General features: G+C 58.5%; 16 protein-coding genes. 3 read left to right on the top strand and 13 right to left on the bottom strand.

Annotated features, from left to right (window positions below; translation table 11 throughout):
- Positions 1-43: 43 nt before the first annotated feature.
- From R3D51_04115 to typA, 8 genes are all read right to left on the bottom strand, one after another.
- Positions 44-706: a 2,3-bisphosphoglycerate-dependent phosphoglycerate mutase gene (locus R3D51_04115; protein MEZ5898660.1), complete on the bottom strand. Its 663-nt coding sequence runs from the start codon at positions 704-706 to the stop codon at positions 44-46.
- 49 nt (positions 707-755) lie between these two features.
- Entirely contained in the window at positions 756-1,553 is a 798-nt protein-coding gene (gene dapB, locus R3D51_04110; GenBank protein MEZ5898659.1) for a 4-hydroxy-tetrahydrodipicolinate reductase, read from the bottom strand.
- Positions 1,554-1,662: 109 nt separating this feature from the next.
- On the bottom strand, positions 1,663-2,196 hold the full coding sequence (gene ppa, locus R3D51_04105; protein ID MEZ5898658.1) for an inorganic diphosphatase: 534 nt from the start codon (positions 2,194-2,196) through the stop codon (positions 1,663-1,665).
- Positions 2,197-2,354: 158 nt separating this feature from the next.
- Positions 2,355-2,804, bottom strand: coding sequence for a GNAT family N-acetyltransferase (locus tag R3D51_04100; protein ID MEZ5898657.1), 450 nt, complete (start codon positions 2,802-2,804; stop codon positions 2,355-2,357).
- 208 nt (positions 2,805-3,012) lie between these two features.
- Complete coding sequence (locus R3D51_04095) at positions 3,013-3,489, bottom strand: phasin family protein (protein MEZ5898656.1); 477 nt, start codon at positions 3,487-3,489, stop codon at positions 3,013-3,015.
- A gap of 236 nt (positions 3,490-3,725) precedes the next feature.
- On the bottom strand, positions 3,726-5,075 hold the full coding sequence (locus R3D51_04090; GenBank protein ID MEZ5898655.1) for an AAA family ATPase: 1,350 nt from the start codon (positions 5,073-5,075) through the stop codon (positions 3,726-3,728).
- Positions 5,076-5,327: 252 nt separating this feature from the next.
- Positions 5,328-5,585, bottom strand: coding sequence for a PepSY domain-containing protein (locus R3D51_04085; protein MEZ5898654.1), 258 nt, complete (start codon positions 5,583-5,585; stop codon positions 5,328-5,330).
- A gap of 156 nt (positions 5,586-5,741) precedes the next feature.
- On the bottom strand, positions 5,742-7,580 hold the full coding sequence (gene typA, locus R3D51_04080) for a translational GTPase TypA (protein MEZ5898653.1): 1,839 nt from the start codon (positions 7,578-7,580) through the stop codon (positions 5,742-5,744).
- A 297-nt stretch (positions 7,581-7,877) separates the two neighbouring features.
- Between typA and R3D51_04075 the strand changes: the two genes are divergently transcribed.
- Positions 7,878-8,411, top strand: coding sequence for a J domain-containing protein (locus tag R3D51_04075; protein ID MEZ5898652.1), 534 nt, complete (start codon positions 7,878-7,880; stop codon positions 8,409-8,411).
- 22 nt (positions 8,412-8,433) lie between these two features.
- Here the strand turns inward: R3D51_04075 and R3D51_04070 are convergent, their stop codons facing one another.
- A complete protein-coding gene (locus tag R3D51_04070; GenBank protein ID MEZ5898651.1) occupies positions 8,434-9,174 on the bottom strand; it encodes a hypothetical protein in 741 nt (246 codons plus the stop codon).
- Between the two features lie 447 nt (positions 9,175-9,621).
- On the opposite strand from R3D51_04070, the gene asnB reads away from it, so the two are divergent.
- Complete coding sequence (gene asnB, locus R3D51_04065) at positions 9,622-11,628, top strand: asparagine synthase (glutamine-hydrolyzing) (protein MEZ5898650.1); 2,007 nt, start codon at positions 9,622-9,624, stop codon at positions 11,626-11,628.
- A gap of 89 nt (positions 11,629-11,717) precedes the next feature.
- On the opposite strand, the gene R3D51_04060 is transcribed toward asnB, so the two are convergent.
- The 3 genes from R3D51_04060 to R3D51_04050 all read right to left on the bottom strand — a co-directional run bounded on the left by R3D51_04060 (position 11,718) and on the right by R3D51_04050 (position 15,317).
- Positions 11,718-14,183 (bottom strand): TonB-dependent receptor plug domain-containing protein, encoded by a 2,466-nt coding sequence (locus R3D51_04060; protein MEZ5898649.1) that lies wholly within the window; start codon positions 14,181-14,183, stop codon positions 11,718-11,720.
- A gap of 71 nt (positions 14,184-14,254) precedes the next feature.
- Entirely contained in the window at positions 14,255-14,641 is a 387-nt protein-coding gene (locus tag R3D51_04055) for a hypothetical protein (protein ID MEZ5898648.1), read from the bottom strand.
- Between the two features lie 259 nt (positions 14,642-14,900).
- A complete protein-coding gene (locus R3D51_04050; protein ID MEZ5898647.1) occupies positions 14,901-15,317 on the bottom strand; it encodes an SET domain-containing protein-lysine N-methyltransferase in 417 nt (138 codons plus the stop codon).
- A gap of 333 nt (positions 15,318-15,650) precedes the next feature.
- Between R3D51_04050 and R3D51_04045 the strand changes: the two genes are divergently transcribed.
- Positions 15,651-15,992 carry a hypothetical protein gene (locus tag R3D51_04045; GenBank protein MEZ5898646.1) on the top strand — a complete coding sequence of 114 codons (342 nt, stop codon included), beginning with the start codon at positions 15,651-15,653 and terminating at the stop codon, positions 15,990-15,992.
- A gap of 117 nt (positions 15,993-16,109) precedes the next feature.
- On the opposite strand, the gene R3D51_04040 is transcribed toward R3D51_04045, so the two are convergent.
- Entirely contained in the window at positions 16,110-17,339 is a 1,230-nt protein-coding gene (locus tag R3D51_04040; GenBank protein ID MEZ5898645.1) for an argininosuccinate synthase, read from the bottom strand.
- Positions 17,340-17,540 lie beyond the last annotated feature (201 nt).

Raw genomic sequence — 17,540 nt, 5'->3', positions numbered from 1 at the left:
CGCGGCAAGGCAGCGTCGAAGTCTGAGTTCGTGACGTTCACTATCAGATAATTCGGTCGACAGGAGGTGCCGCGGCCGAGCGCGGCGCGATTAAATCCTTGCGGTCGATAGAACGGCCGTCTGCCCCCAGACGGTAGATGATCGGTGCGCCGGTCTGAAGTTCGCGTTTGAGGATCTCCTCACCCGACAAGTTCTCCAGCACCATGATGAGCGCACGAAGCGAATTGCCGTGCGCGGCGACCAGAACATTCTTTCCCATGACGATGTGAGGCCAGATATCGCTCTCGTAGTAGGGACGGACGCGCGCGAGCGTATCCTTTAGACTTTCACCTCCGGGTGGCGCGATGTCGTAGGACCGGCGCCAGATCATGACCTGTTCCTCGCCCCACTTCTTGCGCGCTTCGTCCTTGTTGAGACCGGACAGCTCGCCATAGTCGCGCTCATTGAGTTTATCGGAGCGCTCGATCGGCACTTCTGTCTGATTGAGTTCCGACAGAATGATGTCGAGCGTGTGCTGTGCGCGTTTGAGGCCGCTGGTGAAGGCGATATCAAAGCGGATGCCTTCGTACTTGATTGCGCGGCCTGCCACGCGAGCCTCGATGAGACCTTTCTCCGTGAGATCCGGATTGCGCCAGCCTGTGAAGAGATTGAGGCGGTTCCACTCGCTCTCGCCGTGGCGAACAAGAACCAGCACGTTGTCAGTCAGAGCGTCAGTCATCTCAAAAAGTTTGCCATCTCTCGTGAGCGCCGTGCCTTCAGATACCCAACACGTCGGTCATCGCATAGAGCCCGGGTGCGCGGCCTTTTCCCCATAACGCCGCCTTGACCGCGCCGCGAGCAAAAATGCCGCGGTCAGCAGCGAGGTGGGTCAGTTCGATGCGTTCGCCATCTCCGGCGAAGATCACGGTGTGGTCGCCAACTACGCTTCCGCCGCGTAGCGTTGCAAAACCAATGTCGCCGGCGTTGCGCGGTCCGGTATGTCCGTCGCGCACCCGCACGGAGCGTTGACCGAGCGTGACGCCGCGACCCTTGGCGGCGGCTTCTCCCAGCATGAGGGCGGTTCCGGAAGGCGCGTCGACCTTGTGGCGATGGTGCATTTCGACGATCTCGATGTCGAAATCTTCGCCCAATGCGGCGGCGACTTTGCGCGTCAGCGCAGCCAGGAGATTGACACCGAGACTCATGTTGCCGGCTTTGACGATCACGGTTTTGGACGCGGCCTCCTTGATGGCCGCCTCACCTTCGGCGTCAAATCCGGTGGTGCCGATTACGTGCGCAGTCCCGTGCTTGGCCGCCTCGCGAGCGAAGCCGACCGTCGCTTTGGGGCTGGTGAAATCGAGAATGGCCTCGGCATCAGCGATAACGCCGGGCGTGTCATCGGTGACCTTAACGCCAATGGGGCCAAGCCCGGCCAGCTCGCCGATATCCTTTCCGATAGCCTTCGAGCCGGATTGCTCGGTCGCGCCCGATAGCGTGCATCCGGGCACGGCTGAGACGGCACGCACAAGTTCCAGCCCCATACGGCCGGCAGCACCCATGACGGCAATCTTCATTTTCTCTCCCGGAAAACGTTATTCGCGCCCGACGGCGCCTGCTTGGCGGCGGGTATAGCAACGCGAACCTGGAAGTGAAAGTGCCGGAGGGGTGTTTTCCGCTTTGCAGTTAAGCCTTTTGCTTGGCGCGCTCAATCGCTTCGGAGATCAGTTTCTTGGCTTCATCAGCGTGTCCCCAGTGGTCGATCTTGACCCATTTGCCGGGTTCCAGATCCTTATAGTGGGCAAAAAAATGCTCAATCTGTTGAATGGAGATCTCCGGAAGGTCGCTATAGGTCTTGACCTTATCGTAGCGCTTGGTGAGCCTCGTGGAGGGAACCGCGATAATCTTCTCATCACCACCGCCATCGTCCTCCATCACGAGAACGCCGACCGGTCGGCAGCTGATCACCCCTCCCGGCACGATCGCGCGCGTGTTGCAAACCAGTACGTCGATCGGGTCGCCATCAGGAGACAGCGTGTGGGGAACGAAGCCATAGTTTCCCGGATATCGCATCGGCGTATAGAGGAACCGATCGACTACCAAAGCGCCAGACGCTTTATCCATTTCGTACTTGATCGGCTCGCCGCCGACCGGCACCTCGATCACGACATTGATGTCTTCTGGGGGATTATTGCCTGGCTTGATTGCATCAAGGCGCATGAGGAGCTGTTCCTTCTTCTTGGGCGCGATAGCTTGGGGCACCAGTTGCCGTCATTGCCTTATTATCGGCAATGGCCATTTAGGCCTAGAAGTAGACCTAGACGCAACTTGTGGAAAGGCCGGGCTGACGCGACATCGGGCGTTAGTGCCGTGTGCTGTCAACGCCAAGTATAGGCGATCTTGCCGAGCCTTGTTGGCCCAAAACGCTGGATCGAGCGTGCCGAAGGGCGTCCGCCGCGACGCTGGTAAAAATCTCCTGCGTCGGGGTTGTCTTCAAGCGCCCACACGATCAGACCATCGAGGCTACGCGCATCGAGTTCACTTCGGCACGCCTCAAACAGGTGTTCTCCAAGTCCCAGACCCTGGAAGTACGGCGCGATATAGAGCTCATAGATTTCGCCCTTGTAGACGCCATTGCTACGCGCTGCGCCGCACGTCGCATAACCGGCAACCTCGCCTCCGACCTCGATAATAAGCAGATGGGCTTCGTTTCGGATTGCCTTGGTCCACCACGCCTTTCCGCGTTGGCGCACAAGGCACTCCAGGTGTGCATGCGGAATGATGCCCTGATAGGTGAGACGCCAAGTCTCCGCAAAGATATCCGCCAAGCGACGTCCATCAGACGTTCTTGCTCTACGCACAATCCGGGTGGTTTCCGCTCCGATCATAGCTGGGACTATATCAAGCCGTTTCGGACAATGGAGATCTTCTTGGCGCCATGGCAAAAATTAAGGGTGCCGCCTCACAAATGAGGCGACACCCTTGAAGCGAGACCCAAACGTTCCTCCGCAATGGCGGAAGATACCGTTAAGAGTATTAGTTGACTGTCTTGAACTGCTCGAACGACTTCGTAGCAGCCGAGCCGACGGTTTCGAACGTCTGCTTGGCAACCTTCGAGGAGAGCTCAAGCAGCTCCTTGGACTGGCTGCCGACGGTCGCGAACTGCTGCTGCCAGAAGTTGGCCTGCAGGCGGGCGATCTCGGGGAAGGTCTTTGCCTTCGCCATGGCCTGGGCGGCATCGAAAGCGGCGTCGGTGTTAGCGATCGTGTTGGCGATCAGCTTCTCGCCGATAGACTTGGCGCCGGCCTGGGCGGTGAGGAGAACATCCTCGACAACCTTGGCGTTATCCTTCGTGGCGGCGGTCATCTTGTTGTAGACCTCACGCGACTTGGCAACTGCGTCCTCGGCGAAAGCCGACATATTCTCGGGGATCTTGGCGTCCTTGCCAGCGGAGAACATCTCCTGAGCCTGGCGGGTGAAATCCTGAACTTGACGGGTGAAGGCGTCGCTCATTTTTTTTCTCCAACGAAAGCGGTGTGATGAAACTTGGGTAACCGGATGCCGGGGCTCGGCTGTTCATTAGGCAATGTGTATGTAAGGCACTTTGTTGTGCGGCGCAACATAAAATAAGATGCGCGATTTTAAAAACGACGTTCAATTTGACTATTCGTGCACTTTATAAGGCTTCTAAGCGAAAATGCTGCGGCAGGAAATTCGCAGTCGCAATATAGATGGTTAGCCAACTTGTTCTAGACAAGTGTCGGAAATGCATCACGATATCCCGTCGCGGCAGGATCGAAAAGGATGTCGGATGGGGAAAGAGGGCGGGCCATTGCGAGCCCCTCCAGTGACCGGCATCGCGACAAAGCGACATATGTCTGCCCATGGGCAAATGAACCCCGTGCGAGGTCAACGTAGACCTTGTCGAGCGTAAGCCCTTGGGCTTTGTGGATGGTCAGCGCCCACGCGAGCCGTAGCGGAAATTGTTTGAATGTACCGGCAACGGTTTCGACGATTTTTTCTTGAGCCTGGTCGAAGGCGTAACGGCGATGCTCCCATGAAGTCTGCTCGACCTCGAACTCCCGGCCGTCGATTTCGATCCAGATTTGTTTGTCGGTCAGTCGGGACACCCGTGCAATGGAGCCGTTGACCCATCGCCGGTCAGGATCATTCTTCAACAACATCACCTTGGCGCCGGGCTTCAGTTCGAGCGCGGCATCGGCGGGCTGGGCGCTCTCGTTGAAATCTCCCGTAATGCCGGCTGCAAATCTGCGCGCGTTACCGGGAAGCGCGTCGAGGTAGGCATTGTTGATGCGCCGGGCGACCGCGTTCGTTGGGGTCAAGATCACATAAGGCTCGCCCTCACCGAGTGTGCGGATGGGGTGAACCCGCTCGTTGAGAATATCGAGTTCTTCTTGGGTTGCTTCGCCATCGCGCACCCGGTTCAAGACCCGAACCAGCGCCTCGTCCTTTTGCCGAAAGACCTGGGTTAGCTCCAGGCGAACAGTGCCAACGCCTTCCTGCAATGCGCCGACCGAAAAGAAAAATGGTCCTCCATGAGTTTCAGCTAGGTGGGCGGCAACTTCCGCTTCCTGTACCACCGGCGGCAATTGATGCAGATCGCCGAACATGATCAGCCGTACTCCGCCAAAGGCTTCTCGCGCGCGCCCCCGATTGACGCGCAAGGCGTGGTCGATCGCGCTCATCAGGTCGGAGCGCACCATCGAAACCTCATCGATTACGAGAAAGTCGAGCTTGCGCATGATGCGGCCATTGCGGCTGCGGCGGATGTCGCTCGACTGGATAAGGCGCGGCGGAAAACCAAAAAAGGAATGGATGGTCTGTCCGCCGACATTGATGGCGGCAAGTCCGGTGGGTGCCAGTACAACGATTTCGCCGGCGATCTGGTCGCGCAGGGCTTTGAGCAGCGTGGATTTGCCGGTGCCAGCTCGGCCGGTGACGAAAAGGTGTCCGTCGCCTTCGCGCAAATAATCCAGAGCCGCTGAGAATTCCTGCGTCGGCGAGACGTCAGAGGGCCACGCCGACGCCCGGCCGGCAGCCAAGGCGCCAGCGGAGATATTGTCGGCGTCAGTCGTCAAGTGAGGTCCCTTCAAGGCGCTTGGGAATTGCGCAAAGTCGCATCGACGCGAATGTGCTCTGTCCCTATGCCCTGTCCCGGTACACTCTCAGGGCGCGTTAAGACTAGCGCCCAACGGGACGTTTGCCAGCCCCAAATAGCGCTGTTGCACAGGAGGTGCAGCGGTCTGCCGAGAGATTTCAGCGCTCGATAGGCGCCACGGCGCAAAAAGGGGCAGCCCGATTGAGCTGCCCGCGCACATCGCTCGTAAATATCAATCGCGCGTGACGCTGATAATTTTGAAGTCCTTATCGAGCTTGATGTCGAACTGGGCACCCGACTTGTCCTTGACGTCATCGACTTCATAGACGCCTGAGCCCTCAGACTCCTTTTCCATCTCGCCACCGGAATACCCCGCTGCTGTCAGGGCCTCCGTGATCTTCTTGGCCTCCTCCTCGGAGGGCTTGGAATCGGCAAGAACCGGGGCCGAGATTGCGAAGATCGAAAAAGCAACAGCTGCGAGTCTTTTCATGGTGGTCTCCTTGTCCAGGTCGAGGCGGGAATCTTGCGAAATGTGCGACGCGCAAACACGTGCCTGCGGTGCGCAAAACACTGCCTACCTACGACTTGAGGACGATTCAGCTGCGATGCAATCCCGGAAGTTTTCCCAAAATATGCTCAGGGTACGCTATGCCGCACCTGCTTCGCGCTCCGCCTCGCGCTTGCGCTCCTGGCGTTTACGCTCGTTGGGATCAAGCCAGCGCTTGCGCAGACGGATCGATTTGGGCGTCACTTCGACAAGCTCTTCATCCGTGATGTAGCTCATCGCTTTTTCCAGCGTGAGTTTCATCGGCGGGGTCAGCAGCACGGCGTCATCCTTGCCAGATGCGCGCACGTTAGTGAGCTTCTTGCCCTTGATGACGTTCACTTCCAGATCGTTGTCGCGCGTGTGCTCGCCCACGATCATGCCTTCATAGACGCGATCCTGCGGATTGATCATGAACGGTCCGCGGTCTTGAAGATTGAAGATGGCATAGGCCACCGCTTCGCCGGGGCTGTTCGAAATGAGCACACCGGTGCGGCGACTAGGGATCTCGCCCTTGAACGGCGCATAGGAGTGGAACAGCTTGTTCATCACGGCGGTGCCCCGCGTGTCGGACAAGAGTTCGGATTGATAACCGAGCAATCCGCGGGTTGGAACGTGCAGCACCATGCGCGTGCGCCCACCGCCGGAGGGGCGCATTTCGAGCAGCTCGCCTTTGCGTTCCGACAACTTGGAAACGACGGCGCCGGTGTAGTTGTCATCGACGTCGATGATGACTTCCTCAATCGGCTCCAGCTTCTGCCCTGTTTCCTCATCGACCTTGATAACGACCTTCGGACGCGAAACGGTAAGTTCGAAGCCCTCGCGCCGCATGTTTTCGATCAGAATGGCAAGCTGCAGTTCGCCGCGTCCAGACACCGAAAAACTATCCTTGTCGTCGTGTTCGACGATGCGGATCGCGATGTTGCGCTCCGCCTCTTTCAGCAGGCGGTCGCGGATAACGCGGCTTTGCACTTTGTCGCCTTCTTGGCCTGCGAACGGACCGTCGTTGATGCGAAACGTCATCGAGAGCGTCGGCGGATCGACGGGCTGTGTGGCCAACGGCTCTTCAATCGAGGGGTCGCACAGCGTGTCGGCGACGGTTGCATCCGTCATGCCGGCAAGCGCAACGATGTCTCCTGCTTCGCCGACCTCGACGCTGGTGCGCTCCAGTCCTCGAAACGCCAAAACTTTTTGCACGCGGAAACTCTCAACTTGAGTGCCGTCGTGGCGCAGTGCCTTCACCTGCTGATTGGGTTTCACAGTGCCAGAGGATATGCGGCCCGTCAGAATGCGCCCAAGGAAGGGATCGGCTTCAAGCGTGGTCGCCAGCAGGCGAAAACCACCCTCCATCACCGTCGGCGGCGGAACATGCTCAAGTACAAGATCAAACAGCGGCGCCATGCTCTCCTGCGGACCGGACGGGTCGCGCGCCATCCAGCCGTTGCGTCCTGATCCGTAGAGCACGGGGAAGTCGAGCTGCTCGTCGGTCGCATCGAGATTGGCGAACAGATCGAAGATCTCATTCAGAACGTCCAAGTGACGCTCGTCGGGACGGTCGATTTTGTTGATGGCTACGATGGGTCGTAGCCCACGGCGCAGCGCCTTGGAGACGACGAACTTGGTTTGCGGCAGGGGACCCTCGGAAGCGTCCACCAACACGATCACACCGTCGACCATGTTGAGGATGCGCTCGACCTCTCCGCCAAAGTCAGCGTGGCCCGGCGTGTCGACGATGTTGATGCGGGTGTCCCTCCAGACAACCGAGGTGCACTTGGCGAGGATCGTAATCCCGCGTTCGCGCTCCAGGTCGTTGCTGTCCATCGCGCGTTCCGCGACCTTCTGGTTCTCGCGGAATGCACCCGACTGTTTGAGCAGCTCGTCAACGAGGGTCGTCTTGCCATGGTCGACGTGCGCGATGATCGCGATATTGCGGAGATTCATGAATGTGCCTGAAGTTGGGGCGCCCGCTTTGTGCGGCGCAAAATCAGCCCTCCGCGTAGCACAGTGGACGCCTGCAAGCTAGAGCGGTTTGGACGCGCGCCCGCGCCAAATGCGGCCGTCTTTGCCTGATTGCAACCGACCCGCGATCGCCGATCCGAGGCGCCCGGAGGCTAAGGGCTGCGAAAATTAACGTGGTTAGCACGCATCTTGAAAGAGCTGGCTCAACATCGCCGGGCGGCATGCACCTCGTGTCAATCCGGCACACCAGCCCTCGGACCGCCCTTGGAGATCTGCGACATGTTCGAACGCAACCGAGTTGACACCGCCGTCCAGCAAGTGACGGTCCCGGCCGAGTTGACGCTTGATGATGGCCAGATCCTGAAGGGCCGGTTCGTGATCTCCGCCAGCCGAAATATCTATGAAGTCCTCAACGGGCCTACGCATTTCCTGGACTTCGAGACCTACGAGGGCGAGCGGTCGCTTATAAGCCGCAACACGATCAAGACGGTGCGGATTGTTTCGGTGGCCAACGCCAATCACCTCAAGGGGCGGGTGCGTGAAAACGAGACATTCGATCCCTATGCCATCCTCGGCGTCGCCCAGGGCACTGCATGGGACGAGATCCGGGCTGCCTACGTCAACCTGTCGAAGGTCTACCATCCCGACCGTTTCGCCAACGTCGCTCTGCCTGTCGAAGTGCGCGACTACCTGTCGGCCATGGCACGCAGGGTCAATGCAGCATACGCAGCACTTGAAGCGCCCATTCAGGCTGCTCGCCGCGCGAGCATGGCGAAAGCGCAGCCGGTGTTTACGTCTGGTCAGAGAATTTAGACGCCACAGTTGTGTCTCGAAGTCATCGAGCTGGCAGAGAGGAACCGTTTGGGTCCTTCTCTTTAGCCCGCAGCTCGGCCAATAGAGCTTCGATATCTGGCCTTGGTGCAGCCGAAAGGTCCTGACGTCGGCGCTGGCGGTCCTGCAATATGCGCGCAGCCGTATCAGCTCCTGACGTCTTGAGGCGCCGTCCGCCGGAGATCAGCAGCGGATTCGTCGGTTGTTCCAGGTCCAGCTCTTCCAGAAAGCTCTCACGCAGCGCGTAGAACGCTTGCAGGATGGCGTCACGGACCAACTTCTTTTGTTCATCTGAAGGTGGCGTGGGATTGCGCGGATCAAGCGTCTGTAGCACGCGGCGCATGTCATGAAGCGGTGCATAAGGATAGAGGCCCACGAGCGCGTCCGTTTCGCCGGAGTTCTTGTAGACGATGCGCATCGTATCGATGGTTTCACTTATGCGGCTGAAGGCGGCAAGATAATCGTCCGTCGCGTGATAGGGCTTTTCGCAATAGGTAAGCAGCACGGATTTCGTGCGCACGATGTTGCGCCATTCTTCTTCGAGACTTTCGACGAATTTGGAGCGCTTCTGGAAAATGTTGGAGATGTAGGCGACGCCGCCGGTGGCAATCAGCAACGACATGTCCCGCATGAACTCATACAGTTGACTGGCGATGGATATCACTTCAGCCGGCACGCCTGGAACGTCATCGGCAAACTTGGCTCCTAGAAGGAGCAGCAGCACGATACCTAGGATCCAATACACTCGGGTAAGTGTTCTGTTTACAGAAGTTCTGGTCATGTGATCTGGTGTATTGGCGGGCTGAAAGAAGAGGTCCGCAACGGCCCCCGGAAAAGCGTGCTACATCATTTCGCCGACCGCATCATGTCCCAAAAAGGGCGGCCACGTCTCGCTGCCGGCAAACCTGCGGCCCCTGCATTAAGCAAAATTTGCCACAACTGGAGTGTTTCAGTATGACTTAGCCGTCATTTAGAGGTCGAAATTCAGCTGCAATTTGACTATTCAAGCACAGGAAATCCATGCCTTTTGTCGCAAGGGCATTTTGCCGGGCAGGGGTTGCCCACATCTGCCTTACAGCGCGCGGCGCGCAGATGTTCCCAAGTCGCGCGCAAAAGTGGATGCTTACGCCTGAGGCGCGCATGTAGCCAAACAGCCTAGTTGGCCAAAACAACAAGAAAGTCCCTCATACCAATGTGTGGTGTTGCCGGTATTATCGATCTGTGCGGCCGACGTGAGCCCCATCGCGAGACCGTTGAGGCTATGACGGAGGCCTTGGTCCATCGCGGACCCGACGAAGATGGCTATCTATTCGCGCCTGGTATGGGCCTGGGGCATCGTCGACTGAGCATCGTTGGCATTGAGTACGGTCGCCAGCCGATCTTCAATGAAGATCGTACCGTCGCGGTTATGTTTAACGGCGAGCTGTTCGATCATGAGGCAATGCGGCAGGCGCTAAAGGCCAAGGGCCACGTCTTCAAGACGACGACTGATACGGAAGTCCTGGTGCATCTCTACGAAGATCACGGCGAGGACGTCTTCCTGAAGCTCAATGGTCAGTTCGCTGCCATTATCGTGGACTTTAAGCAGCGGCTTATTTTCCTGGCACGCGACCGGGCCGGAGTATGTCCCCTGTTCTGGGCGCGCGAGGGCGATTGGCTGTACGTCGCTTCCGAGCCCAAGAGCATTCTTGCATCAGGTGACGTGACGCCGATTTGCGACCGTCGCGGTCTTGACCAGATTTTCAATTTCTTCGCGATCGGTGGTCGGCGTAGCATGTTCGCCGGCATCAATGCCGTCCTGCCGGGACATTACCTCAAGATTGCATTCCGGCCTGATCGCCGTCCTGCCGAGATCGTCGAACGGCGCTATTGGGACTTCGACTTCCCCGATGCTGGGGAGGAAGAAAACCCGGAAGATATTACGCCTCTGGTCGATCAGTTCGAAGCCGCATTCCATAATGCGGTCGATCTACGCTTGCGGGCGGACGTGCCGGTCGTCGGTTATCTCAGCGGCGGCGTCGACTCTGCCTATGTGTTGGCGACAGCCGCGAAGATCCGCGGCACGCCACCGCCCAGCTTCACCATCCGTGTTCCGTCCGGCAAACTGGATGAAGTGTCCGATGCCATGGTTTCGGCGCGTCACATTGGCAGCACGCCGACCATAGTGACATGCGGGCCGCAAGAGATTCGCGACGTCTATCCGTCGTTGATCCGCGCCACCGATAGTCCTGTCATCGACACTTCGTGTGCCGCGCTCTATTCGCTTGCCGCGGAAGTTCATCACCAGAATTTCAAGGTAGCACTTACTGGAGAAGGCGCTGACGAAGCGTTCGCCGGATACGTATGGTTCAAGACCAACGAATTCGAGCGGATGTTTGATGTCGGTCGGTTTCGACCCAGCCACCTTGGCAGTCGTGTGCTGCGCAAGTTGACGTCACCTGCTTCGCGCTGGAGTGATATCGTGCGCGAGGATCAGCTGTCGGGCGGTCCGCATGCGCAGACGTTGCTCTACAGTCTCGTCGCACGCTCGCGTCATATGTACTACAGCCGGGAGACCAAGGTCGCGCTTGAGGGCTATTCGGCCTACGAAGATATCCCGCTCGATTTGGAGCGTATGCGCCGCTGGCATCCGCTGAACCGCTCTTTGTATCTTGGATACAAGGTGCATCTGCCCGGGCTTCTGCTCAATCACAAGGGCGACCGTATTGCGATGGCGAACAGTGTGGAGACGCGCTATCCCTTCCTCGACAACGGCGTTATCGATGCCGCCGCGCGCATCCACCCCGATCTGAAGCTGAGAGGTCGCAAGCAGGACAAATTCCTGTTGCGCAAAGCAGCGGAGCGTTTGCTGCCGCAAGAGGTGGCATGGCGCCCGAAGGGCATGTTCCGCGCACCGTTTGCGGAGAGCTTCTTTGAAAGTCCGCCAGAGTACGTCGAGCAACTCATGAGCGCGGAATCTTTGGCGCGAGCCGGCTATTTCGACGTCAATGCCGTGCGCCGCGATTATCAGCGTTATGTCGCGGGTAAGGTGCCGTCATGGCGCGTCTTTATGAGCATGGGGCTGGGTGGCGTGCTTTCTACCCAGCTTTGGCATCACATCAATTTCGGTGGCGGGTTGTGCGATCTGGCTTACATCGAGCGCGGCCCGCAACGCGAACGTTCGCCGGAGCGGACGTCGAGGCCAGTTGCGGTAGCTTAGGCAAGCGCGGATCGCAAGCTGGAACAAACGAAACAGGGCCGATGCGATTGATGTCGCACCGGCCCTTTCGATTTCAGGTCTGCGGGTGATCAGAATTTGACCGTCAGCCCTGCGTTGAACGAGCGGCCCATGCCCGGCACGGGACCTATGGTGCCGCCTTCCACTTTCCAATCGGCAAAGTCACGTCCGCCGAGTGGATCGTAGTAGAGCTTGTCGAACAGGTTCACGACGCCGAGATCTAAGCGCACGTTTTCCCATTCATAGCTGGTTCGCATGTTGACGAGCGCGTAGCTCGGCGTGGTCGGTTCATAGCGGCGTTCATCGACGCGATCCTTGTCGCCGACAAGCTGGAATTCAACCGCATTCGACCAGCTTCCGAGCTGATGCATAAGCGTCAAGCGGGCGTTGATCGGCATCATGTGATAGAGCGCGCCGCCGTCGGTTCGCTCGCCATAGACGTACCCAAGCGTTCCGGCGAGCGCGAACGCGCCGAAGTCGTGGTCGTTCCAGAGCTGCATTTCGCCGGAAACGTTCACACCTGCGAGCTGTGCATCGTGGTTGGCAAACTGAAGCTTGGCGAACAAGCTGGTGCCGCTGACCACCGTGCCAATCGTATCGACGTCGATGAAGTCTTGAACGTAGGTGTAGTACGGCGTGACTTTGAACGCCCAAGCGCGCCTCACCGGATCTTGCCAGCCGGCCGTGAACGACACCGTGTTGGCGATCTCGGGCTTGAGATCGAGATTGCCCGTGTATCCGTTTACGTCGCCGAACCAGCCGACCATGTTCATCGCCATGTTGCCGCGGGCCCAAGCATAACGCTCATACAGATTGGGTGAGCGCGTCTTGCGGCCATAGGCCAGCTCGAACGTGGAGGCGGCATCGGGTTGGTAGCGCGCCATGGCCGTCGCGTCGAAGTTCACGTCGGTCTTGCTATGATCCTGGGCGTTGAAGTCGAGTGCCGCCTGGGCATCCGGGTTCATCATGCTCGGCATCGGATTGTAGGGCTGCACGTCACCAGTATCCATCCACACGACGTCGTTGCGCGCGCCGATCAGCGTAGACCAAGCCCGCGACCAGCGGTTCTCCCACTCGACAAATGTGCCAAGACGATCGCGTGAGCCACCATTGATGTTCCAGAACGTCTGCGGGCCCATCATGCAGCCCATACCGCCCATTCCACCCATGCCGCCCATACCCATACCGCCCATACCCATACCGCCCATGCTGTCGGTGCAGGTGGCGTTCCACCATTCATCGTAGTCCTGCATGTGAAGCTCGTTGCCGACACGGACCACGCCGGTGGGCGAAACCGGCATCTCGAGTTTGATGCCGTAGCCATATTCGACGCTGTTGGTGAACATCGGCATTCCGGTCGTGGGGGTGCTGCCGCCCTTGTCGTCGAGGAAGTTCATGTAGTGCTTGACGTGATTGTAGAAGGCGTTGGCTTCCAAAAGGCCAAAGTCCAACCGCCGCTTGTAGCGCGCGTCGATCTCGTAAGCCTCGTTGCCGAGAATGTCGCCGGTCGGATCGCCCATATCCATGCGTTGATTGGGAAACCCTTGATACGGGATGCGCTGCAGCCCACCATGTATAGTGAGAACGTCGTCTTCGGAGCGTGCGGTGAGCGTCACCCCATGGTTCCAAGCCTTGTAGTCCGTCGATCGCACGATATCGCCGCCGTCGCCGCGGTCATAGTCTCCCGACTGCACAAACGATCCGTCGTAGCGAAGGCTAAAATTGCTGGTCGCCGCCGCTGCGATCACGCTGCCGCCGAAGCCGTCGCCGTTTGAGCGATAGAAGCTCGAAACGCTGCCCCACGCTTGTACACCCTCGCCGATATCGGCAAATGTTGCGTCGGGACGTTCAACCAGCACGGTCCCACCCAGGCTGTCGCCGCCTTTGGACACCGACGTCACGCCGCTTGTCACTTCGACGGAGCCGATCGAGCTCGGAGGCACGTAAGACAGTGGCGGGTTCATGTGATTGGCGCACGCCGATGTGACCTCGACCCCGCCAACGACCACCTTAACGCGATCGTCGGCAAGTCCGTTGAGGACAGGCAAAGACGAAAGCCCACCGGCTTGATAGGCGCTGACACCCGGTACTCTGGTCAGGATCTTCACGGTGTCGCTGGTTGCGGGAATATCGGGTGCAATCGATTGCCGTGTTACAGTCGCGGTATTGGCTGGAACGGCAAGCCCCGTGCTGCCCACGCTTTGCGGGACAGTCTCCTGGTCCTGCTGGGCAAGGGCCGGTTCTGAGGCTGCCGACTGCGGGTACGATTGTGTTGACTGGTTCGTTGGCTTGGACTGGGTGCTTGTCGATGCGCTGGATTTCGCGCTCGATGGCGTCGATTTGACCGTCTTTTGGGGCTTGGGTTTCGGCTTGGGAGCTGACTTTGTTTGCTCGATGACGACGGGTGCCAGATCCTGCGAGTCGGACGTGGTTTGAGCGATAGCGCCTGGAGCGGATAGAAAAAGTGCGGCAAACGATGTGCAATTGGCAATCGTGCGCGCACGCGCCTGTACGAAGCGCAGTGCTTGCGATGACATGATGAGCTAATTCCCCTGAACTTTGTAGAGACAGCAAGCGCGACGACACGCGCTCGCACCGAGTGCAGTTGTCAGGAGAAATCAGGTGGGCCTCTTGAACCCAGGCCGGGTCCGGCACGGGCTGGCGGCAACATAGCCGCTTGGGATGCATTCGGCAGATTGTCTTCAACGAATGCAGGTTTCGGTGAATTCAAGCCAAGGTCGGGAAGGTCGACACTGGCAAGGCCGGAGAAGGCGCACGGATGATGAACATGTGCGCCGTTTTGGGCCGGATGCGGCTTGCCGTTAGCATCGAGCGCAATTACTTGGTCGCCGCTACTCGTACAAATAACGACCTTGACGACGCCTTTCGATAGCGCATCGAAGTCGGGCATATAGCCGACGGGAATAAGCGCCCGGCACGCGAACGCAATTATGAGGATCTTCGCGATCCACACTCTTGCTGTTGCTGTTCGCATCCCCCACCCTTTTGGCAGTACGCTTCCTGCTTAGTTCGGATTAATCAGCTTACTAGCATTCTGTAAAGACCGGCGGGTTGCACGGGCGGAAATAGCGCCGCCGCGTATTGCCTTTTGGCATCGTTCGCGGTGCGAAAGCCATCCAGGTCGAGTTTGAGAGAAATCAAGCAGGACGCGACGCGCATAATACGCTATCGCGTCCTCCAGATGAGGAACGAACGGTACCTTCGCTCTATGCCGCTGGGCAAACGCGGATGCGTCAGACCAGGGGGCGCTCTCTGTTTTCGTCGCCAGCTTCCAAAGCTCCGAGCGCGAATGGCATCATCGGCCAGTCATCGCAGAACTCTCGATAGTTTTCGACGATCTCTTCCCCAACGGCGATGTCGCGCAATGCGATGCTCTCGTCGCCGATGGTCACGCTGTTTGGATGTTCGCTGTGATTGACGAACATCGCGTGATCACCACACAGGATCCAAGTCCCGTCGTGGAGATAGGCATAAGTGGTCAGCCAATCCTTCGTTTGATCAGGCAGCTGCTCGAATTCGATCTGCGAGAAGATTCGATCGATCCGAGCATCATATCGCCACCAGACTTGTCCGGCTCGTATTGGCTCAGAAGCGAAAAGTCCGAGACCCGCGATTGGGCTCGTGTGCACAAGCGTCTTCACCAGAAGCATCGATGATGCTCTCCATTGTCAGGGCCAATTCCCTGAACACAAATGCTTATCCTGAATTTCGATCCAAGGTGGGCAGCCATTTGCGGCTCCACAAAGAAAAGTGATGTGTTGCTGGCCCGCACGCGGGCGGACCGGCCGGGTGGCGTGATTTATTGAACGCCGTCTTTGCGGTGGGGGGTGGGGCGCTTCTGCCTGGACGTAAGCAATTTTTCGCAGACCGGATTGACGAAACGCTGCCGATTTTCCAAGCCTGTAGGGTCAGACAGGCCAAAGAGGCCTGCGTGGGCGCGTCCAAGGCGGCCATGAATAATGGGAGCAACGCGGAGTAGAATTATGAAAAATATAGCGAAAAAGGCGACCGTCCTGGCATTTTCGGCATTAGCAGTGCTGGTGAGCGGTTGCTCGGAAAAGAAGGACGAAAAGAGCGAGGAAAAGGCCGCGCCCGCGGCAACGCAGGAGGAGACGGCGCCGGCACCGGCCCCAGAAGCAGCGGCACCTGCCAAGGAAGAGCCTGCTGAAACGAAGGCTCCGGAAGCGCCGGCGGCAACGCCGGAGGCTCCCGCAGCGACGACGACGCCCGAAACTCCGGCGCCGGCAACGCCTGAGGCAGCACCGTCGACAGAGCCGGCTGCGCCTGCCGAAACACCAGCCGCCCCGGCAGAAGAGCAGAAGTAAGCTGCCAGAGCAAAAAGCGGTTGCTCTTCAACGAGAGCATCTGAAAAAGAACAGGCGGTCACCATCGGTGATCGTCTGTTTTTTTTGATTAAGAGCTGAAGGATAATTTGCTGCGCGTTAGCTCTGGCGATTGCGCATTTCCAATGTTCGCAGCCTCAGTGCGTTGAGCTTGATGAAGCCTTGCGCGTCTTTTTGATCGTACGCGCCCTTATCGTCCTCGAAGGTCACCAGCGTCGGTGAGTACAGCGACTTGGGCGATGAGCGTCCGGTGACGATCGTGTTGCCCTTGTACAGTTCAAGTGAAACCTCACCTTCGACGTGCTCCTGGCTCTTATCGATGGCTGCCTGCAGCATCTCGCGTTCAGGCGCAAACCACAGTCCATTATAGACCAGCTCGGCGTAACGCGGCATCAGCTCGTCCTTGAGATGCGCGGCGCCGCGATCGAGCGTGATGCTTTCGATTGCGCGGTGCGCGCCCAGAAGGATGGTGCCGCCTGGCGTCTCGTACACGCCGCGCGACTTCATGCCGACGAAGCGGTTTTCGACCAGATCGACACGGCCGATGCCGTTGTCGCGGCCCAAGTCATTCAACGCCTTTAACAGCGTCGCAGGCGACATTTTCTTGCCGTTGATCGAGACGGCGTCACCCTTTTCGAAGCCAATCGTGATGGGTGTTGCCTTATCAGGCGCGTCCATCGGCGAGATGGTGCGTTGATAGACCATCTCGGGCGCCTTGATCGCCGGATTTTCCAGCACTTTGCCTTCGGATGAAGAGTGCAACAGGTTGGCATCGACCGAGAATGGGCTTTCGCCTTCTTTGTCCTTCGCGACTGGAATCTGATGGTCTCGCGCAAACTTCAGGAGTTCCTCGCGGCCTTTGAAGGTCCATTCGCGCCACGGAGCGATGATCTTGATCCCGGGTTCCAGCGCGTAATAGCCCAGCTCAAAGCGAACCTGATCGTTGCCCTTGCCGGTGGCGCCATGACAGACCGCGTCCGCACCAACTTGGCGCGCGATTTCGATCTGCTTCTTGGCGATCAGCGGCCGCGCGATCGACGTGCCGAGCAGGTAGACGCCCTCGTAGACGGCATTGGCGCGAAACATCGGAAAGACGTAGTCGCGCACGAACTCTTCGCGCAGATCCTCGATGAAGATGTTCTGCTCTTTGATGCCGAGCATCAGCGCCTTTTGGCGCGCTGGCTCCAGTTCTTCGCCTTGGCCAAGATCGGCGGTGAAGGTCACAACCTCCGCGCCATATTCCTCCTGAAGCCACTTGAGAATGATCGAGGTATCTAGTCCGCCGGAGTAGGCGAGCACGACCTTCTTGATTTTTCCCTTATTTGTCATTGGGGTATCCTGTAGCGGGAGTTTCGCGGAGGGCGCGGAACTCTTAGCAGGCCACGCGAGCAGCGCAAGGGCAGGGGAATTGCCGAGTTGCGCGGCAAATACGTCGCATATTCCCGTCGAAACCTGGGGATTTTGTCCTCAGTGGTGGAATTTTCGGCAGATGTTTTGTTCAATGCGCGTGCAATGGGGGAAATCGACAGC

It is taken from the genome of Hyphomicrobiaceae bacterium, from assembly GCA_041397645.1.
Classification (GTDB): Bacteria; Pseudomonadota; Alphaproteobacteria; order Rhizobiales; family Hyphomicrobiaceae; genus Hyphomicrobium_B.
The sequence above is the reverse complement of the archived record's forward strand: the minus strand, read 5'-3'. Positions and strand labels throughout refer to the sequence as shown.

Excerpts from the sequence above, each read along its gene's own strand:
- dapB (MEZ5898659.1), bottom strand. The coding sequence starts at position 1,553 with ATGAAGATTGCCGTCATGGGTGCTGCCGGCCGTATGGGGCTGGAACTT.
- R3D51_04040 (MEZ5898645.1), bottom strand. The coding sequence starts at position 17,339 with ATGACAAATAAGGGAAAAATCAAGAAGGTCGTGCTCGCCTACTCCGGC.
- R3D51_04085 (MEZ5898654.1), bottom strand. The coding sequence starts at position 5,585 with ATGAAAAGACTCGCAGCTGTTGCTTTTTCGATCTTCGCAATCTCGGCC.
- asnB (MEZ5898650.1), top strand. The coding sequence starts at position 9,622 with ATGTGTGGTGTTGCCGGTATTATCGATCTGTGCGGCCGACGTGAGCCC.
- R3D51_04050 (MEZ5898647.1), bottom strand. The coding sequence starts at position 15,317 with ATGCTTCTGGTGAAGACGCTTGTGCACACGAGCCCAATCGCGGGTCTC.
- R3D51_04060 (MEZ5898649.1), bottom strand. The coding sequence starts at position 14,183 with ATGTCATCGCAAGCACTGCGCTTCGTACAGGCGCGTGCGCGCACGATT.
- R3D51_04055 (MEZ5898648.1), bottom strand. The coding sequence starts at position 14,641 with ATGCGAACAGCAACAGCAAGAGTGTGGATCGCGAAGATCCTCATAATT.
- ppa (MEZ5898658.1), bottom strand. The coding sequence starts at position 2,196 with ATGCGCCTTGATGCAATCAAGCCAGGCAATAATCCCCCAGAAGACATC.
- typA (MEZ5898653.1), bottom strand. The coding sequence starts at position 7,580 with ATGAATCTCCGCAATATCGCGATCATCGCGCACGTCGACCATGGCAAG.
- R3D51_04045 (MEZ5898646.1), top strand. The coding sequence starts at position 15,651 with ATGAAAAATATAGCGAAAAAGGCGACCGTCCTGGCATTTTCGGCATTA.
- R3D51_04095 (MEZ5898656.1), bottom strand. The coding sequence starts at position 3,489 with ATGAGCGACGCCTTCACCCGTCAAGTTCAGGATTTCACCCGCCAGGCT.
- R3D51_04075 (MEZ5898652.1), top strand. The coding sequence starts at position 7,878 with ATGTTCGAACGCAACCGAGTTGACACCGCCGTCCAGCAAGTGACGGTC.